Source organism: Vibrio sp. N418 (assembly GCF_000222565.1).
GTDB lineage: Bacteria > Pseudomonadota > Gammaproteobacteria > Enterobacterales > Vibrionaceae > Vibrio > Vibrio scophthalmi.
On record NZ_AFWD01000069.1, the window covers coordinates 155,465 to 172,753 of the forward strand.

Genomic DNA, 17,289 nt, shown 5'->3' on the forward strand with positions numbered 1-17,289 from the left:
ATATGACAACAAAGACAAAGCAGCCGACTAACAGCAAGTTACTTCCCGACGGTCCCGATTGGACGTTTAACCTACTTGAACGCTATCACGTTGAAATCAAACGTGTCGCTGAACACTACCGCCTCGATACTTACCCCAATCAAATTGAGGTGATTACCTCCGAACAAATGATGGATGCTTATTCAAGTATTGGTATGCCGATTAACTATAATCACTGGTCATTTGGTAAAAAATTCATTCAAACTGAACAAGGTTATAAGCACGGCCAAATGGGCTTAGCATATGAGATTGTCATTAACTCTAACCCGTGTATCGCTTACTTAATGGAAGAGAACACGGTTACCATGCAAGCTTTGGTGATGGCGCACGCCTGCTACGGGCATAACTCCTTTTTTAAAGGCAATTACCTATTCCAAACTTGGACTGACGCCGGTTCGATTATTGATTATTTGTTGTTTGCTAAAAAATACATCGCTGAATGTGAAGAAAAGTATGGCGTCAATGAAGTGGAAGATTTACTCGATTCCTGCCATGCCCTGATGAACTATGGCGTTGATCGCTACAAGCGACCTGAGAAAATCTCGATTGCCGAAGAGAAACTACGCCAAGATGAACGTGAAGCTTACTTACAATCTCAGGTCAATGACTTATGGCGCACTGTACCGAAATCAGCTGAAAAAGAAGAAGATGCCAAGGTACGTTTCCCTTCTGAACCACAAGAAAACATTCTCTATTTTATCGAGAAACACGCACCGCTACTGGAATCATGGCAGCGTGAGATTGTCCGTATCGTGCGCAAAGTAAGCCAATATTTCTATCCACAAAAGCAAACACAGGTAATGAACGAAGGTTGGGCTACGTTCTGGCACTACACCATTTTGAACCACCTGTATGATGAAGGCGTGGTTTCTGAACGCTTCATTCTAGAGTTTTTACACAGTCACACCGCGGTCGTCGCTCAACCCGCTTACAACAGTCCTTACTTTAGTGGCATTAACCCTTATGCACTTGGCTTTGCTATGTTCCGCGACATTCGCCGAATTTGTGAAGAACCCACTGATGAAGACCGTGAGTGGTTCCCGAATCTTGCCGGTACCGATTGGCTAGAGGCCGCCCATTTTGCGATGAAGAACTTCAAAGATGAAAGCTTTATTAGCCAATATCTGTCACCAAAGTTAATCCGTGATTTTAAGCTGTTTTCAATCGTCGATGATGACCGTAAGAACTATGTTGAGATTAGCCATATTCATGATGACATGGGCTATCGGGCGATACGCGAGAAGTTAGCTGCGCAATACAATCTCAGCAACCTTGAACCGAATATTCAGGTGTTCAATATCGATGTGCGTGGCGATCGTTCTATGACCCTACAATATGTACCTCATGACCGTATCCCACTGCATGATAGCTCTGCCGAGGTGCTAAAACATCTCTACCGACTATGGGGCTTTGATATTATTCTTGAGGAGCTTAAAGACACAGGCCGCAGAGAAATTATTGGCTCTTGCCCACAGCGCAATAGTTATGATTCTGGTATTTAGCATCAAATAGCAAGCAACAAAAAGGGGCTCTCAGAGCCCCTTTTTCTATGCGGTGATCTTATTATCGGTTAGCGATAATATCGCGCACCGCTTGAAGATCTTCTGGTGTATCAACCCCTGCTGCCGGTGCTTCTTTCGCAACGGCAACATGGATTTTTTCACCGTACCACAGCACTCGCAACTGCTCTAAGCACTCAATTTTCTCAAGCGCACTAGGCTGCCAGTTAATGTAGGTATTGATAAAGCCTGCGCGATAAGCATAGATACCGATATGGCGCAGTAATGGCTGAGCAATGGTATTGTTGTTAGCAAAATTGTCGCGATCCCAAGGAATCGTCGCGCGACTGAAATACATCGCGTAACCATCTTTGTCAGTCAGTACTTTAACCGCGTTCGGGTTAAAGACTTCCGCTTCATCGCTAATTTCTACCGCCAAAGTCGACATCGGTGCTTGGCTATTAGCCAAGTTGTCTGCCACTTGAGTGATGATTGATGGCGGGATCAGTGGTTCATCACCTTGAACGTTAACGATGATGTGATCATCGGCAATGCCCATCAGCTTAACCACTTCGGCCAAACGTTCAGTACCCGACTCATGATTCGGTGACGTCATGCACACTTGCGCACCAAATGCTTTAGCAGCTTGTTCGACACGCTCATCGTCAGTCGCGATGATCACTTGGTCGGCGCCCGCTTGCACCGCTTGCTCATATACCCATTGCACCATCGGCTTACCACCGATATCAGCAAGAGGCTTACCCGGCAAGCGCGTCGATTGATAACGAGCTGGAATAACAACCGTAAATGACATTATCTGCCCTCATCCATACTCATCGAGCGTGCTTCAGGCTCGAGTAGCATTGGAATGCCTTCTTTAATTGGGTAAGCAAGGCGATCCGCTTTACAAATCAACTCTTGTTTATCTTTATCGTAAGTCAGTTTGCTTTTGCACACAGGGCACGCAACGATTTCAAGCAGACGGTGATCCATAATGTTCCTTTATTTGGTTAATTCGTTCTAAGATGCGCATTTCATCATCATGAGAGAAAGTCGCAGATACGGGTAAATACCACCAGTTTTCTTGCGCTTCTTTCGCACATTTGACGGCATCTTTTTCAGTCATAATCAGATGTGTACCGCGAGCGGCTAACTCGTTCAATTGCGCAATCGCAAAATCTTGGTGATCGGCAAAGCCTTGGCAGTGAACTAAATCCGCCCCCAATTGCTCCAGTGTATTGAAGAATCGCGGAGGATGACCAATCCCCGCCATCGCAACCAGCCCCTTGAGTTGGCTCACTGGAATTTGCTCACGAGTTTTCATATTTACGGCTAAGCTCGGTGTTAGCGTCATCGCGGCTTCGCCTTGCTGCGCTTGACCACCGTTAGTCACAATAAAATCGACCTCGCTTAAGCGCTCCACACTTTCGCGCAAAGGACCTAGAGGCAATAGCTGTTGATTACCAAAACGGCGTTTACCATCCACGACTGCAAATTCAATATCACGCTCTAAAGCATAATGTTGTAATCCATCATCGGTGATAATAATGTCCACACCCAGTGGCAATAATGCTTTAACGGCATCTGCGCGCACTGGATCAACCGCAACAGCGGCTTGAGTGCGCTTAAAAATCAGTTTCGGTTCATCGCCACAATGAGCGGTGGAAGTCTCCGCGTTAACCACTAACGGGTAACTGGGCGCTTTTGCGCCATAGCCACGTGAAACAACGCCCGGTGTATAACCTAGCGCTTGCAGCTTTTCCACCAGCCAAATCACCATTGGTGTTTTGCCGTTACCACCCGCGGTAATGTTACCAACTATAATAATCGGCACAGGAGCACGATAAGCACTCTTTTTACCCGATTGATAGTCTTGACGGCGAGAGCGACTAATCCAACCGAATAGCTTACTGAGTGGCCATAATAGCGGCCACAGCAGATACTTAATTGGATGATTCTCAAACCAAAGCTTTTCAATCACAGCTTAACCACCAAATTGAATGCGGTGTAACTGAGAGTATGCACCATCTTTAAGCGCAATAAGCTCTTGGTGGCTACCACGTTCAACAATCTCACCTTCGTCAACCACCAAAATCTGATCGGCTTTTTCAATCGTTGAAAGACGGTGTGCAATCACCAATACGGTCTTATCTTTTTGTAGCTCATCCAGCGCCGCTTGAATCGCTTTTTCAGATTCAGTATCCAGCGCGGAAGTTGCTTCATCAAGAATCAGTACCGGCGCATCACGCAGCAACGCGCGTGCAATCGCAATACGTTGACGCTGACCGCCGGATAGACTGGCACCATTCTCACCGATAACGGTATCAAGCCCTTCATCCATCTTATCGATGAAATCCATCGCATGTGCAAGACGGGCGGCATGTTCAATCTGCTCACGACTGTATTTTTCTGTCGCTGCATAAGCAATATTGTTGGCGATAGTATCGTTAAACAAATGTACGTTTTGCGAAACCAAAGCGAAGTGGCTGCGCAAATTCTTTAGGGTGTAATCGCGAACATCGTGGCCATCGAGGCTAATCGAACCTGAATCCACGTCGTAGAAACGATTGAATAGATTCGCAATGGTACTCTTACCAGAGCCAGAGCGGCCAACAAGAGCCAATGTTTTACCTTGTGGAATGATAAACGACACATTCGACAATGCTGGTTTCTCTTTGCCACCGTATGTGAACGTCACGTCTTTTACTTCTACATCACCACGCACATTTTGGCTTTCAAATTTACCGTTATCCTGCTCAGTATCTAAATCAATCAAAGCGAACAAGGTTTGGCTCGCTGCCATACCACGTTGGAATTCAGAGGTTACGTTAGTCAGCGCTTTCAAAGGGCGCATTAAACCAAACATTGCTGAGAATACGACAGTGAATGTACCAGGCGTTAAGGTTTCGCGAATCGAATCAACACTTGCAAGAAACAGAACCGTCACCAACGCAATTGACGCGATCAACTGAATCACTGGGTTGGCCACGGCTTGTGCAGAAACTAACTTCATTGATTGTTGACGCATTCTGTTGCTCACGACATCAAAACGCTCACGCTCAACTTCTTGACCGCCATAACTGAGGACTACTTTGTGGCCTTTAAGCATTTGCTCTGCGGAAGAAGTAACATGACCCATGGTATCTTGCATGTTTTTCGATACTTTTCTAAAGCGTTTCGAAACCACGCCAATCGCCCACGCCACGACGGGAGCAACCACGATCAGAACCAACGACAGTTCCCAGCTATTCCAAAACATCAGCGTCAAAAGGCCGATAATACTCGCACCTTCACGAACGATGCTCACTAGTGCACGGCTCGTCGCACCGGCAACCTGCTCTGAGTCATAAGTAATACGTGACAACAGGCCACCCGTCGATTCTTTATCAAAGTAAGCGACTGGCATGTGCATGAATTGACTAAAAATAGCACGACGCATTTGCATTACGACGTTGCCCGATACCCAACTCAAACAGTAAGTAGACACGAATCCACTTAAACCACGAACGATCATCATACCAAAAATAATAAATGGCAGAATTTTCAAAAAGTCGGATTCCGTATTGCCAAAACCTTCATCTAATAGGGGCTTTAACAATGAAACCATATAAGTATCAGCAATAGCGTTGATGATAAGGGCAACCACAGCGGCAGATAAACCCAGTTTGTATAAGCGGATATACGCCCACAAACGTTGAAAGGTTTGCCACGTTGTTTCATCTTGATCTAGAGACATAGAAGTGCTTTATTCTTTTTACAATAATCCTTCTATTCTACTCGCTTACGCAGCATCTGCCTATACCATGCCAGACCTTTGCTTGAACGCATTGTTATTAATCGGCGATTTTTCCCGCGATAGAACAACGTTACCTGCCCAGAACTGCCCGTATCAAGCCATTGAGCGTTAGCCGCCAAATAGCGAGCTTTAACGGCTGGGTTGGGCAACTGCCAACGACCTTGAAAAGCACTCGAAGACAGAGCCAACTGGGGCGAGACTCGTTTAATAAAAGCGGTGGAAGAAGACGTTTTGCTGCCGTGATGTGGCACCACAATCACGTCACTGTGTAAAGGCTCTGTTCCTCGCAATAACATCCATTGTGCGACAGCTTCAATATCCCCAGTCAGCAACACCGTATGTCCATATTCTCGATCATGTACACGTACCACACAGGAGTGGGGATTATAAGCACGAGAGGTTAGTTTTGGCGGCCACAATACCTCAAAGTCAATCCCCTGCCATTGCCAACGCTGCCCTTTGATGCATGGCTCATTGACCGTGGTCATTCGATTCTCTGTTTGGCTCGACCAGACTTTAGCCTCAGGCCAGCGACGCCTTATTGCCGCTAATCCACCAGCATGATCGTTATCGAAATGACTGACAATAACCCCATCGAGCATCACTCCACGACGACTCAACCAAGGGATAATCAACTGCTGCGCATAACTGCCTTGCGATATTCGGTCGTCAACACCATCTTGATTCAAATTGAAGCTAGCCGCCCGGAAGGTGCGCTGCCATGCCGCGCCTGTATCATAAAGTAATGCCCGATTGTTTTTCTCTATCACCAGCGCAAGCCCGTGGCCTACATCAAGCAAATCCAGCCGCCAAACACGCTCATCTTTGCGCACGTTTAAGGCCAAGATCATGCTTAAGAACACGATCAACAGCGGTTTTCTGCGCACGAACAATGCAAGTAGCAACACAAACAGAACCACAATAGGCAACAACACCTGTTGTTCTGATAATTCAAACCATAACCAATGACTGAGTGGTAGCGCCAAACTCAGCGGCAGGAGTAGCAGATCAATAGTGCTTAGTAGCCACTGAATGAGCGGTGGAAAAAAAACGGCGAACACCACGGTAAACAGCAGCAAGGGAATAATGACAAAACTAAACCAAGGCACAAAAATGAGATTGTAGAGCAGTGCATGCAGACTCAGACCGTTATAGAGCCACGCCACCAGCAACGCCATCACCACAACCAAACAGAGTTGCATCAGTAGCGCCTTAAGCAGTAATGATCGCAGCGGCAATCTCAACGACAGAAATAAAAAAATAATCGCGACCGCTGTAATCGAAAGCCAAAAGCTACTGGCATAAGCTGCTTTTGGGTCGGTGAAGAGCAAAGCACAAACCACCAACAGCCAAGTAAACCGATAGGAGGTATGCGTACGTGTCAACTGCAGCGCCATCAGTACCGCGACCATCCACAGCGCACGCTGTGTCGGAATAGCAAACCCAGCCAACCAAGTGTAAGCCAATGCCCCTACACCGCCACAGATCACGGGTAGATAAACTTTTTTACCGCCGAGCAGAACTAAGCCTAAACCAACAAACCAACCCACTGAAAATGCAATTCCGACATGTAAGCCTGAGATAGCGATCAAGTGACTAAGGCCACTTTGCTGCAACGCCTGCCATTGCGACGGTTCAATATAAGCTCGTTCACCAAAACTAAGGGCTAACAGCAAGCCTTGATTCGCCAGAGAATCCGATGCTTGAAACATCCGGTTAAATAAAATTTGTCGGAATGACAACTGACTTTGGATGAAATATGAATGATTGCGGTGAATAGAAACAATGCCCACAACACCTTGGCTCATTGCGTGCTTTTCTCGATCAAACCCCACCTCATTAAGCACGCCAATTACAGGCTTTAATCGGGCTTGTGCGGTTATCTGATCACCCAACTGTAGATTTTTAGGGGCAATTAAGTAGACTTTAGGGCGAGAAAGGTAGTTCAATCTTTCACCATTGATTGATCTAACCGAGGCTATGCCTTGAAAGCCATGGTTAATTGGCTTAAAAAGACTGTCAACTTCGGCATTTATGGTAACATTCGAACCGGCTTGAAACAGGGTGTTTGATTGATGGTGTAGCAGATTGCCGCTAGTCAAAATCACGATTAGTGCCGCGGCAACTCCACAGCCCCATCGAAGCCTTCTACAATAGAAACTAAGCAATAGCCAAACTAGGCAAGGAACTGACCACATCCACGACGGCATATTAGGCCAGTGTGACGCGGTTATGATCAAGGTAGCGAATGACGCTAATGTCCAATAATGAAGAAAGAGAGACATAATTTCCTATGCCAAGAAAATTCATAAAACGCTTTATGCCTGATCATGAGATGATCAAACGTCAAAAGGCACTAAAGGTTTTTGGCAACGTACTTTATAACCCAAACTTATGGTGCCTTAACCGCCGCTCAGCAGCAGGAGCGTTTGCAGTTGGTTTGTTTATGGCGTTTGTCCCATTACCAAGCCAAATGATCATGTCTGCAGGGCTTGCGATTGTCTGCGGTGTTAACCTACCTCTTTCCGTCGCCTTGGTATGGGTCAGCAACCCCATTACCATGCCGGTACTGTTTTACTTTGCCTACAAACTGGGCGCTTTGGTCATGCATGTGCCTCCGCAGCCGTTCCACTTTGAGCTATCTTGGGAATTTATCCTGCACCAAATGAGCACCATTGGTCCTCCATTCCTGTTGGGTTGCATGATCTGCGGTGTCACCTCCGCTATGATCGGCTATTTCGGCATTAAAGGACTTTGGCGTTATTCAGTGGTCCGAAGCTGGCAAAAGCGTCGTTTCCGTTTACCTAGAAAGCTAAGATAGACTCAGACACAACGACAAACGAATAATTTGTAGCAATATAAAATGGCCATCATTTCATTAAGAAATTGGTATGTTGCTTGAGTATGAATATTTGCTTTAAAGCCTAACGACTCGCACTCTCGTTCGAAAATAAAAAAGGACCTTTCGGTCCTTTTTTGTTTTATCACTCGTCATGATTATTACAGCAATCCACTATTTGGCACTTAATACCGCCGCTGGGTTCAATTGACTGGCACGAGAAGCAGGATACCAAGTCGCAAGTAAACTTAAAACCACCGCCGTGCCCGAGACCAACAGCACATCACTCGACAGCACTTGTGAAGGCAAGAAATCGACAAAGTAGATATCCCCAGAGAGAAATTGATGGCCAATCAGTGCTTCGAGGCTTTTAATGATAGGGGTGAGATTCAGCGCAACCAGCACGCCAACCACGCTACCAAAAAGACTGCCTAATACACCAGAAAAGACGCCCTGCCAGACAAAAATGCGCTTCACTAAACCATCGGTGGCGCCCATGGTGCGCAAAATGGCGATCTCTGCGGCGCGGTCTTTGACTGCCATCATCAAGGTAGAGACAATGTTGAAACTGGCAACACCAATCACCAGAACCATCACCAAGTACATAATGGTCCGAACTAACTGGATATCACGATAAAGGTAACCATATTTGCTCTGCCAAGAACGTAAATAGACCACTTCATTTAGGGTATTACCCACTTCACGAATGATTGGCAAGGCATCTAATACATCAGTCACGCGTACTGAGACACCCGAGACACCATTGCCTAATTTGGCATAACTTTGCGCGTCCGCTAACGGGATCAAAGCAAGGTTATGGTCTATCTGACCATTCAACTTGAGTAACCCCACCACCTTTACACGCACGCGTTTCGGTGTTTGTACTTTACTAGCGCTGCCCGACGATGGGATCAGTAGACTAATGTAATCGCCTACTTGCGCATTTAATCGCTCTGCGACACCTTGACCAAGGATCACTTGTTGTTGTCCAGCTTGAAATGCCTGCCAACTCTTTTGATCGATAAACTGACTCAAGTTAGAGACCAAAGACTCTTTATCAGGATCAATACCACGTACTTCAATCGCTTTAAGCTGCTGGCCACGCTCAGCAAGTGCGGTCAGTTTGACATAAGGCGCTGCCGCTTCAATTTGAGGATGTTTTTCTGCTTGGTTCAGCAAGTTCTGCCAATTTTGAATTGCGCCATGCACCCCTTCAAATTCACCATGGGGAATCACGGATAAAACGCGATCTTTCAATTCACGTTCAAAGCCGTTCATTGCCGATAAACCAATGATGATCACCGCCACGCCCACCGCAATACCGATGGTCGATGAGAGTGAAATAAACGACACCATTTTATTGCGCTGCTTAGCGCGGCTAAAACGTCGACCAATAAACAAGGAAAGTGAAGAGAACACTACACACCCTCCACATCAACCAACAAACCATCTTTCATATGCAGTTGACGATCCATCTTTCCAGCTAACTCACCATCGTGAGTTACGACTAAAAACGCGGTACCGGACTCCTGATTTAACTCTCGCATCAAATCGTAGATCGCCAGCGCAGTTTTATGGTCAAGATTGCCAGTCGGCTCGTCCGCTAACACTAGGTCAGGACTATTCACCAAGGCTCGGGCAATCGCGACACGTTGGCGTTCACCACCTGACAATTCCGATGGCCGATGCTCAACGCGATGAGAAAGACCGACTTTATCGAGCAACGCGAGCGCTTTTTGCTTCGCTTCAGCCACTTTCATACCACCAATCAACAAGGGCATTGCGACATTTTCTAACGCGCTAAAATCGGCCAACAAATGATGAAACTGGTAGACGAAGCCCAAGTGCTTATTACGCAACTTGGCTTGCTTATTTGAGCTGAGCTTGGACAATTCTTGCCCTAAGAAAGTCACTTGTCCGGCACTGGTGTCATCTAAAGCGCCTAACACATGCAGTAAGGTACTTTTACCCGAGCCAGAGGTACCAATAATTGAGACCAGTTCGCCGCGTTTCAAATCAAAGCTGACGCCTTTCAAAACTTGAGTTTCCAGCGCCCCTTCATGATAAATCTTGGTTACATCACGACACTGTAGTAAATCACTCATATCTTAATGCCTCAGCAGGTTTAACAGACGATGCTCGATAAGAAGGAAACAGTGTTGCCAGTAGGCTGAGCATCACAGCCAAAGAAACGACAACCAATATTTGCAGCGGGTTAATTACCACAGGCAATGAACCACCAAATGAAAACAAAGCAATACCCGCACTCTCTAATAAGCTATTTAAATTTGCCGAGAGGAGCACACCAAGTCCGCCACCAATCACGGCACCGACCACACCACTGCTCGCGCCTTGCACCATAAAAATGGCCATCACTTGGCGATCTGTCATGCCTTGAGTTTTCAAGATAGCCACTTCGGCTTGTTTTTCCATCACCACCATAATGAGTGCAGAAACAATGTTAAATGCTGCGACGCCAACAATCAGGCCAAGCATTAAGCCCATCATGTTTTTCTCCATGCGTACTGCTTGGAACAGTTCACCTCGTTGCGCACGCCAATCTTGCCATTGCCAGCCTTCTGGCAGGGGTTGTTTACTCATATCGCTGACCACAAATGGGTCATCAAAAAACAAACGCCATCCTGTCATCGTCTCTTTATTCAAACGCATCAAGCGCGCAGCATCATCAAGATGCGTCAGCATCAACTGGCCATCAACATCAGACCCCGTATTGTAAATCCCCGCGACAGTGAAAATACGCTGGCTAGGAATACGGCCAAGAGGAGTGAATTGACTGGCGCTGGTCACCATCAAACGTACTTTATCACCCGGAGATAAATCCATTGAACGCGCCAATGAACTGCCGAGAAAAAGTTGGTACTTACCCGCTTGCAGCTCCGATAGACGGCCTGCAATCAAGTGTTTTTCAATCGGATCATGTTCGCCCGGCTCAATGCCAATCAGCAAACCTGCGCTAAGTTTTTTAGCACTTTGAATCACCGCTTCACTTTGCACAATCGGCTCTGGATGGCCGGCGCTCGACATCGCTTGAATAAATTCCGGTGCGCTCTCACTGCGTGGTGTTTTACCATCATCATGAGAAACAATTGCCTGCGGCAGAACACCAAGGATACGGCCTTTAAGTTGGCCTTCAAAACCATTCATGACCGAGAGCACGGTCACCAAAGACATCACACCAATCGTGATACCGGCCGTCGACATATAAGAAACAAAACGGCTAAACCTATCACCAGAGCGGCCACGTAAGTAGCGCAATCCAATATAGGTCGACACTGGATGAAACATAACAAAAACCAAAGCCAAATAATGACGAATACTGTAACGGTTAATTTAAAGGGCTGATAGCGTTAAATTGCCATTTCACGGTTAAATTTAGCAATTAAGTCGCCGATAACAATGACATACCTTGATTAGTTGCCGTGTATGACGATAATCAGAACATCAATAGAAGGAAAAGTTGCATGTCTGACCAAGAATATTTCTCCGTTCATTATCAAATGATCGCCAATGTCGAAGCCTTGGCAGAAGATGCGCCTTATCCGACCTTCGACCAATTTGAGACTGAAATCCCCGCACCATTTCTGGTCGCCAGTGAGTTCAGCTTTCTAGACCAACTGAATGATGCCGCTCGTGCAGAACTTAAAAGCAATGATTTTAAACACGTCATTCAATTGTTAGACACCCAAAATAGTAAGCTCAATCTTCTGCTAACCTTTATGTTATCGCAGCAAGATGATCCTACACTTCGTCATCAAACACTAACCTTTGGTGCAAGTCAGTTTAGCTATCAAGCCGAAAACGCTTTAAACATCGGTCAAAAGCTGCGCATTAAATTGTTTCTCGACCATCCTGCTGCCGCCATTTATTGTTATGGCTCCGTGACTCAATGCACGCAAGAAAACCAGCAGTATGTGATTTCCGTCAAGTACGACCTACTCCGCGATTTAGACCAAGATTTGTTAATAAAGGCCGCCCTTTATCAACAACAAAAATTGCTAAGACAGCGCTCTCTAAACCGCGAAAAATAGCGTAACAACATGTCAAAACCATCATTACTTAACCTTGTAAATCCACAAGGTGCTGGCGATAAGAAATTCGTTGGCAATTTACCAGGCTCAGCACTGGCTCTTGCCATTGCTGAGTTAGCAGAGCAACACGCTGGTCATACGTTGTTAGCGACGCCAGATCCGCAAAGCGCACTAAAACTGCAACAAGAGTTGGAGCAGTTCACTGAGCATACCGTGCGTCTATTCCCTGACTGGGAAACCCTGCCATACGATAATTTTTCACCTCACCAAGAGATCATCTCTGATCGTATCGCAAGGCTCTATCAATTGCCGACCCAAAGTGACGGCATCACCATCGTACCGATTAATACTCTGTTGCAACGCCAATCGCCACGCGATTTCTTAATGCAGCACACATTAATGGTAAAAACCGGTGATCTATTCTCACTTGAAAAGCTGCGTCTACAGTTAGAAAAATCGGGTTACCGCCATGTCGATCAAGTCTTTGGTCCAGGTGAGTATGCTAGCCGTGGTTCAATCATTGATTTGTTCCCGATGGGGTCAAACGATCCCTACCGCATCGACTTCTTCGATGACGAAATTGATACCATTCGCACCTTTGATCCAGAGAATCAACGTTCCATTACTGACGTTAGTGAAATTCGCTTGCTACCTGCTCATGAATTTCCAACCTCAGAAAGCGCGATTGAAGATTTCCGCATTCGTTGGCGTCAGCGATTCGAAGCGCGTCGTGAACCTGAATCTGTCTACATGCAAGTTAGCAAAGGCACTTGGCCTGCAGGCATCGAATATTGGCAACCGTTGTTCTTTGAGCATACGGAAACGCTGTTTGACTATATCCCCGACAACAGTCAGTTAATTGCGGTTGGCGATATTGAATCAGCGATCGACCAATTCCTCATCGATGTTGACTATCGCTACGAGCAACGCAAAGTCGATCCATTACGCCCGTTACTTCCGCCCCATGAATTGTGGCTGAAAAAGGACGAGTTATTCGCCCAATTTAAAGCACTGCCACAAGCACTGCTTAGCGTTGATACGGTTAAGAGAAAGCAAGGTCGCCAAAATCCAGACATAACGGCGCTACCTGAACTCACCGTTCAACATCAAAATAAAGAACCAATGGCCACGCTGCGTCAATTTAGCGAAGGCTACAACGGTAAGATTATCTTCTCGGTTGAATCTGAAGGTCGCCGTGAAGCGTTGTTAGAACTACTCCAACGGATCAAGCTGCGCCCGATTGAATGTGCCAGCTTCTGCGAGGCTCTCGCCCACAAAGAGAAATTCACCCTCGTCATTGGTGCTGCCGAACATGGCTTCCTTTATGGCGACAATCAAATTGCCTTCATCTGTGAAAGTGATTTGCTGGGTGATCGCGTTATCCAGCGCCGCCGAAAAGATCGCAAAGCGACCAATAGCGATGCAGTTATTCGCAATCTTGCGGAACTAAAACCCGGCCAACCGGTGGTACATATTGATCACGGTATCGGCCGCTATCTTGGTTTACAAACGCTTGAAGCGGGCGGCATGATCACCGAATACGTGACGCTTGAGTATCAAAACGAAGCCAAACTGTACGTTCCTGTTGCATCACTGAATCTAATTAGCCGTTATTCCGGTGGTGCTGAAGACAGCGCACCTCTGCATAAACTAGGTGGAGAAGCGTGGACCAAAGCGCGCCGCAAAGCAGCAGAAAAAGTGCGTGATGTAGCGGCCGAACTGCTCGATGTGTATGCCAAACGCGAACTCAAGCCTGGCTACAAGTTTGCGCTAGATCGAGGTCAATACGCGACCTTTAAAGCCGGCTTCCCCTTTGAGGAGACTGATGACCAAAGCATGGCCATCAACGCTGTGATGTCAGACATGTGCCAAGCCAAAGCCATGGACCGCTTAGTGTGTGGTGATGTTGGTTTTGGTAAAACCGAAGTCGCAATGCGCGCGGCGTTTGTCGCCACCGACAACGGCAAACAAGTCGCGGTACTCGTGCCGACCACACTGCTTGCCCAACAGCACTATGAGAACTTCCGTGACCGCTTTGCCAATTTACCAATTCGCGTCGAAGTACTGTCGCGCTTTAAAAGCGCCAAAGAGCAAAAGCTGGTGTTGCAAGACATTGCGGATGGCAAAGTCGACCTTGTGGTTGGTACACACAAGCTACTGTCCAATGACATCATCTTTAAAGATCTTGGCCTGCTGATTGTTGACGAAGAACACCGCTTTGGTGTTCGCCAGAAAGAGAAAATGAAAGCGATGCGTGCGGATGTCGACATTCTGACGTTAACTGCAACGCCAATCCCACGTACGCTTAACATGGCGATGAGTGGCATGCGCGATCTCTCGATCATCGCCACACCACCAGCGCGCCGTTTAGCAATCAAAACCTTTGTCCGTCAACGTGAAGACACTGTGATCCGCGAAGCTATTTTGCGTGAAATTATGCGTGGTGGCCAAATCTACTTCTTACACAATCAAGTGGAAACCATCGATAAGGTCGCCGAGGATTTAGAGAAGTTAGTCCCAGAAGCTCGTGTCACCGTCGCTCATGGACAAATGCGCGAACGTGAACTAGAAAAAGTGATGAACGATTTCTATCACCAACGCTTTAACTTGCTCGTATGTACCACCATTATCGAGACTGGTATTGATGTACCAACCGCCAACACCATCATTATGGATCGCGCAGACAACCTTGGTTTGGCGCAGTTGCACCAATTGCGCGGCCGTGTAGGACGTTCACACCACCAAGCGTATGCCTATTTGCTCACGCCTCATCCTAAAGCGATGACCAAAGACGCAATCAAGCGCCTTGATGCGATTGCTTCATTGGAAGACTTGGGGGCTGGCTTTACTCTGGCAACCCACGATTTAGAAATTCGTGGCGCGGGTGAATTGCTTGGTGATGAACAAAGCGGTCAAATCCAGTCGGTCGGTTTTACCCTCTACATGGAAATGCTGGAGCAAGCGGTAGAAGCACTACGTGAAGGCAAAGAGCCGTCACTCGATGACTTACTGCGTGAGCAAACCGAAGTTGAAATGCGCATCCCAGCCTTGCTGCCTGAAGACTATATCCCAGATGTGAACACACGCTTGTCAATGTATAAGCAGATCGCAAGTGTGGCTGATAAAGATGATCTCAACAACTTAAAGGTAGAATTGATCGATCGCTTTGGTTTACTACCCGATGCGGCGAAAAATCTACTCTCCGTTGCTGAGCTTAAACTGGCCGCAGCGCAGCTAAAAGTGAAGAAAATTGAAGCTCATGACAAGGGCGGCTATATTGAGTTCTATCCTGATGCTGACATAAATCCCATGTATTTGGTTAGACTGTTACAATCTCAGCCACAGAAATTCGCAATGGAAGGACCAACTAAGTTCAAGTTTATTGTATCATTAGCGGATAGACGGCAAAGAATTCAATTTGTTACTGACATGCTGGCTGAATTCCAGCAAAATTTATTACCAAAACAAGATTAGATATTTTGGGTAAAGCTACCCAAATACGGAGTTGTGATGAAAAAGCTGATCGCACTGCTTCTCTTCTTTGTTGCTATGCCAAGCTTGGCGCAGCGACAATTTGATGTCGAAGTGATCATATTTAAACGCGCAGTGGATGCAGAGAAAGTTACTGAATCGTGGCCAAACACTCTGCCTGAGATCACTATGGATAAAGTAGGTAGCTTTGGTGACACCAACTACCGCGCTCGTAAAGGCGTTCAGATGCTTTCTCGCGCAAACTATAAGCTCGATGCTCAAGCACAAAAACTGCGTAATCACGCTGGTTTTCAAGTGTTAATGCATAAAGCGTGGCGCCAAGGTGATCAAGGTCGCTTATCAGCCCCGATATTCCATATCACGGCGGGTAAAGACTACTCTGGTCAATTTAATCCTGATGGTTCACCCATTGGCCTAGGCAATGAATCCGTCATTGATGGCGTAACCGAGCACACCATCCCTAAACCGCTGTATGAGCTTGATGGTAAGTTACAGATTTACGTTGAACACTATCTGTATGCTGATGTTCAAATGGACTTAAAAGAGCCAAGTGTACGTGACATCATTCTGGAAGATCGCGAAATTGAGATTGGTGAAACCGCAACTTTTAGCACAGACAACACGGTTCAAGCGGGTTTGATGACTGAGATTACACCGACAGTCCATACCGAAGAGTTTCTTAAAAGCTATCGCATGGATCAAAAACGTCGCATGCGCAGCGGTGAAACCCACTTCCTTGACCACCCATTACTGGGCATGATCATTCAAGTGCGTCGCGTCAACTGATGCAACGACTCTTGATCGCTTGATCTAACACGCAGTAGCAATATCAAATAACGCCCTCTACCTTAGAGGGCGTTTTTATTTTTCGAAGCCGTATAACTTGCGCCAAACACGAACAACGAGCGCTTCACAACACCCCTCTTTATTTCGGTATATACTCACCATTCACTGCGGTTAATTGTGATCACCTATGAGTCCTGACTACCAAATTATTACCACTGAGTTTACGTTACGCCTAATCGATGCCGAAGAGAGCCGCCAGCTTGAGCGCCTCATTGTCCGATCTCCAAAGCTTCACCACTGGGTGGATTGGTGTCATAGCGAGTTTAGCGCTAAAGATGCAGAACGCTTTCTATTAGCGACGCGTTTAAATTGGGTTAAATCGGATGCGTATGGTTTTGGGATTTTCCGACGCAGTGACGATGTGTTAATTGGAATGGTGGCGATTAATGAGTTTTACCAAACCTTCAATATGGCCAGTCTAGGTTATTGGATTGCCGATGAATTCCAACAGCAGGGCTATGGCCGCAAAGCGCTCGACGCATTGATTGAGTTTTGTTTTGGTATTTTAAAACTGACTCGGCTAGAAGTGGTTTGTGATCCTAATAATCTTGCGAGTCAAAAATTAGCACTTGCCTGTGGTGCCAAATTTGAAACCTATGCTGAGAACCGTTTTATCTTTAATGGCAAACCTAAGTGTGGGGCGGTCTATTCTGTTATACCCAGTTAATACCCATCATTTAGACATAAAAAAAGAGTGCCATTGGCACTCTTTTTTTTATGTCTAGAACA

14 protein-coding genes are annotated in these 17,289 nt (G+C 46.4%); 6 read left to right on the forward strand and 8 right to left on the reverse strand.

Annotated features, from left to right (window positions below; all coding sequences use genetic code 11):
- Nucleotides 1-2: 2 nt before the first annotated feature.
- Nucleotides 3-1,541 (forward strand): SpoVR family protein, encoded by a 1,539-nt coding sequence (locus tag RH86_RS15355; RefSeq protein ID WP_009387014.1) that lies wholly within the window; start codon nucleotides 3-5, stop codon nucleotides 1,539-1,541.
- Between the two features lie 61 nt (nucleotides 1,542-1,602).
- On the opposite strand, the gene kdsB is transcribed toward RH86_RS15355, so the two are convergent.
- From kdsB to RH86_RS15380, 5 genes are read right to left on the reverse strand one after another with little or no spacing between them, the layout of a single operon-like run.
- Nucleotides 1,603-2,352: a 3-deoxy-manno-octulosonate cytidylyltransferase gene (gene kdsB, locus RH86_RS15360; RefSeq protein ID WP_009387015.1), complete on the reverse strand. Its 750-nt coding sequence runs from the start codon at nucleotides 2,350-2,352 to the stop codon at nucleotides 1,603-1,605.
- Complete coding sequence (locus tag RH86_RS15365; RefSeq protein ID WP_005594740.1) at nucleotides 2,352-2,531, reverse strand: Trm112 family protein; 180 nt, start codon at nucleotides 2,529-2,531, stop codon at nucleotides 2,352-2,354. The genes kdsB and RH86_RS15365 overlap by 1 nt, the downstream gene beginning before the upstream one ends.
- Nucleotides 2,512-3,519 carry a tetraacyldisaccharide 4'-kinase gene (gene lpxK / locus RH86_RS15370; protein ID WP_009387016.1) on the reverse strand — a complete coding sequence of 336 codons (1,008 nt, stop codon included), beginning with the start codon at nucleotides 3,517-3,519 and terminating at the stop codon, nucleotides 2,512-2,514. Before lpxK ends, RH86_RS15365 begins: the two co-directional genes overlap by 20 nt.
- Nucleotides 3,520-3,522: 3 nt before the next feature.
- The gene (gene msbA, locus RH86_RS15375; protein ID WP_009387017.1) at nucleotides 3,523-5,274 is read right to left on the reverse strand and encodes a lipid A ABC transporter ATP-binding protein/permease MsbA; all 1,752 of its coding nucleotides are present in this window, start codon (nucleotides 5,272-5,274) and stop codon (nucleotides 3,523-3,525) included.
- Between the two features lie 32 nt (nucleotides 5,275-5,306).
- On the reverse strand, nucleotides 5,307-7,619 hold the full coding sequence (locus tag RH86_RS15380) for a DNA internalization-related competence protein ComEC/Rec2 (protein WP_083823377.1): 2,313 nt from the start codon (nucleotides 7,617-7,619) through the stop codon (nucleotides 5,307-5,309).
- An 8-nt stretch (nucleotides 7,620-7,627) separates the two neighbouring features.
- Here RH86_RS15380 and RH86_RS15385 point away from each other — a divergent pair, with 8 nt between their 5' ends.
- Entirely contained in the window at nucleotides 7,628-8,155 is a 528-nt protein-coding gene (locus RH86_RS15385; RefSeq protein ID WP_005594734.1) for a DUF2062 domain-containing protein, read from the forward strand.
- A 192-nt stretch (nucleotides 8,156-8,347) separates the two neighbouring features.
- Here the strand turns inward: RH86_RS15385 and lolE are convergent, their stop codons facing one another.
- The 3 genes from lolE to lolC are packed head-to-tail and all read right to left on the reverse strand — an operon-like array spanning nucleotide 8,348 to nucleotide 11,479.
- Entirely contained in the window at nucleotides 8,348-9,592 is a 1,245-nt protein-coding gene (gene lolE / locus RH86_RS15390) for a lipoprotein-releasing ABC transporter permease subunit LolE (RefSeq protein ID WP_009387020.1), read from the reverse strand.
- Nucleotides 9,592-10,278 (reverse strand): lipoprotein-releasing ABC transporter ATP-binding protein LolD, encoded by a 687-nt coding sequence (lolD, locus tag RH86_RS15395; protein ID WP_005594731.1) that lies wholly within the window; start codon nucleotides 10,276-10,278, stop codon nucleotides 9,592-9,594. Before lolD ends, lolE begins: the two co-directional genes overlap by 1 nt.
- On the reverse strand, nucleotides 10,271-11,479 hold the full coding sequence (gene lolC, locus RH86_RS15400; RefSeq protein WP_038219770.1) for a lipoprotein-releasing ABC transporter permease subunit LolC: 1,209 nt from the start codon (nucleotides 11,477-11,479) through the stop codon (nucleotides 10,271-10,273). The genes lolD and lolC overlap by 8 nt, the downstream gene beginning before the upstream one ends.
- 176 nt (nucleotides 11,480-11,655) lie before the next feature.
- Here lolC and RH86_RS15405 point away from each other — a divergent pair, with 176 nt between their 5' ends.
- The 4 genes from RH86_RS15405 to RH86_RS15420 all read left to right on the forward strand — a co-directional run bounded on the left by RH86_RS15405 (nucleotide 11,656) and on the right by RH86_RS15420 (nucleotide 17,227).
- Entirely contained in the window at nucleotides 11,656-12,222 is a 567-nt protein-coding gene (locus RH86_RS15405; RefSeq protein ID WP_009387022.1) for a hypothetical protein, read from the forward strand.
- Nucleotides 12,223-12,231: 9 nt separating this feature from the next.
- Nucleotides 12,232-15,696 carry a transcription-repair coupling factor gene (gene mfd / locus RH86_RS15410; RefSeq protein ID WP_009387023.1) on the forward strand — a complete coding sequence of 1,155 codons (3,465 nt, stop codon included), beginning with the start codon at nucleotides 12,232-12,234 and terminating at the stop codon, nucleotides 15,694-15,696.
- Nucleotides 15,697-15,732: 36 nt separating this feature from the next.
- Nucleotides 15,733-16,500, forward strand: coding sequence for a peptidoglycan binding protein CsiV (locus RH86_RS15415; protein ID WP_009387024.1), 768 nt, complete (start codon nucleotides 15,733-15,735; stop codon nucleotides 16,498-16,500).
- A gap of 187 nt (nucleotides 16,501-16,687) precedes the next feature.
- Nucleotides 16,688-17,227, forward strand: coding sequence for a GNAT family N-acetyltransferase (locus tag RH86_RS15420; RefSeq protein ID WP_009387025.1), 540 nt, complete (start codon nucleotides 16,688-16,690; stop codon nucleotides 17,225-17,227).
- Nucleotides 17,228-17,289: the final 62 nt, after the last annotated feature.

Bases quoted from the DNA above. Each gene is read 5' to 3' on its own strand.
- RH86_RS15415 (WP_009387024.1), top strand. From the start codon at position 15,733: ATGAAAAAGCTGATCGCACTGCTTCTCTTCTTTGTTGCTATGCCAAGC.
- kdsB (WP_009387015.1), bottom strand. From the start codon at position 2,352: ATGTCATTTACGGTTGTTATTCCAGCTCGTTATCAATCGACGCGCTTG.
- RH86_RS15355 (WP_009387014.1), top strand. From the start codon at position 3: ATGACAACAAAGACAAAGCAGCCGACTAACAGCAAGTTACTTCCCGAC.
- RH86_RS15385 (WP_005594734.1), top strand. From the start codon at position 7,628: ATGCCAAGAAAATTCATAAAACGCTTTATGCCTGATCATGAGATGATC.
- RH86_RS15420 (WP_009387025.1), top strand. From the start codon at position 16,688: ATGAGTCCTGACTACCAAATTATTACCACTGAGTTTACGTTACGCCTA.
- RH86_RS15365 (WP_005594740.1), bottom strand. From the start codon at position 2,531: ATGGATCACCGTCTGCTTGAAATCGTTGCGTGCCCTGTGTGCAAAAGC.
- mfd (WP_009387023.1), top strand. From the start codon at position 12,232: ATGTCAAAACCATCATTACTTAACCTTGTAAATCCACAAGGTGCTGGC.
- lolC (WP_038219770.1), bottom strand. From the start codon at position 11,479: ATGTTTCATCCAGTGTCGACCTATATTGGATTGCGCTACTTACGTGGC.
- RH86_RS15380 (WP_083823377.1), bottom strand. From the start codon at position 7,619: ATGTCTCTCTTTCTTCATTATTGGACATTAGCGTCATTCGCTACCTTG.
- lolD (WP_005594731.1), bottom strand. From the start codon at position 10,278: ATGAGTGATTTACTACAGTGTCGTGATGTAACCAAGATTTATCATGAA.
- RH86_RS15405 (WP_009387022.1), top strand. From the start codon at position 11,656: ATGTCTGACCAAGAATATTTCTCCGTTCATTATCAAATGATCGCCAAT.
- msbA (WP_009387017.1), bottom strand. From the start codon at position 5,274: ATGTCTCTAGATCAAGATGAAACAACGTGGCAAACCTTTCAACGTTTG.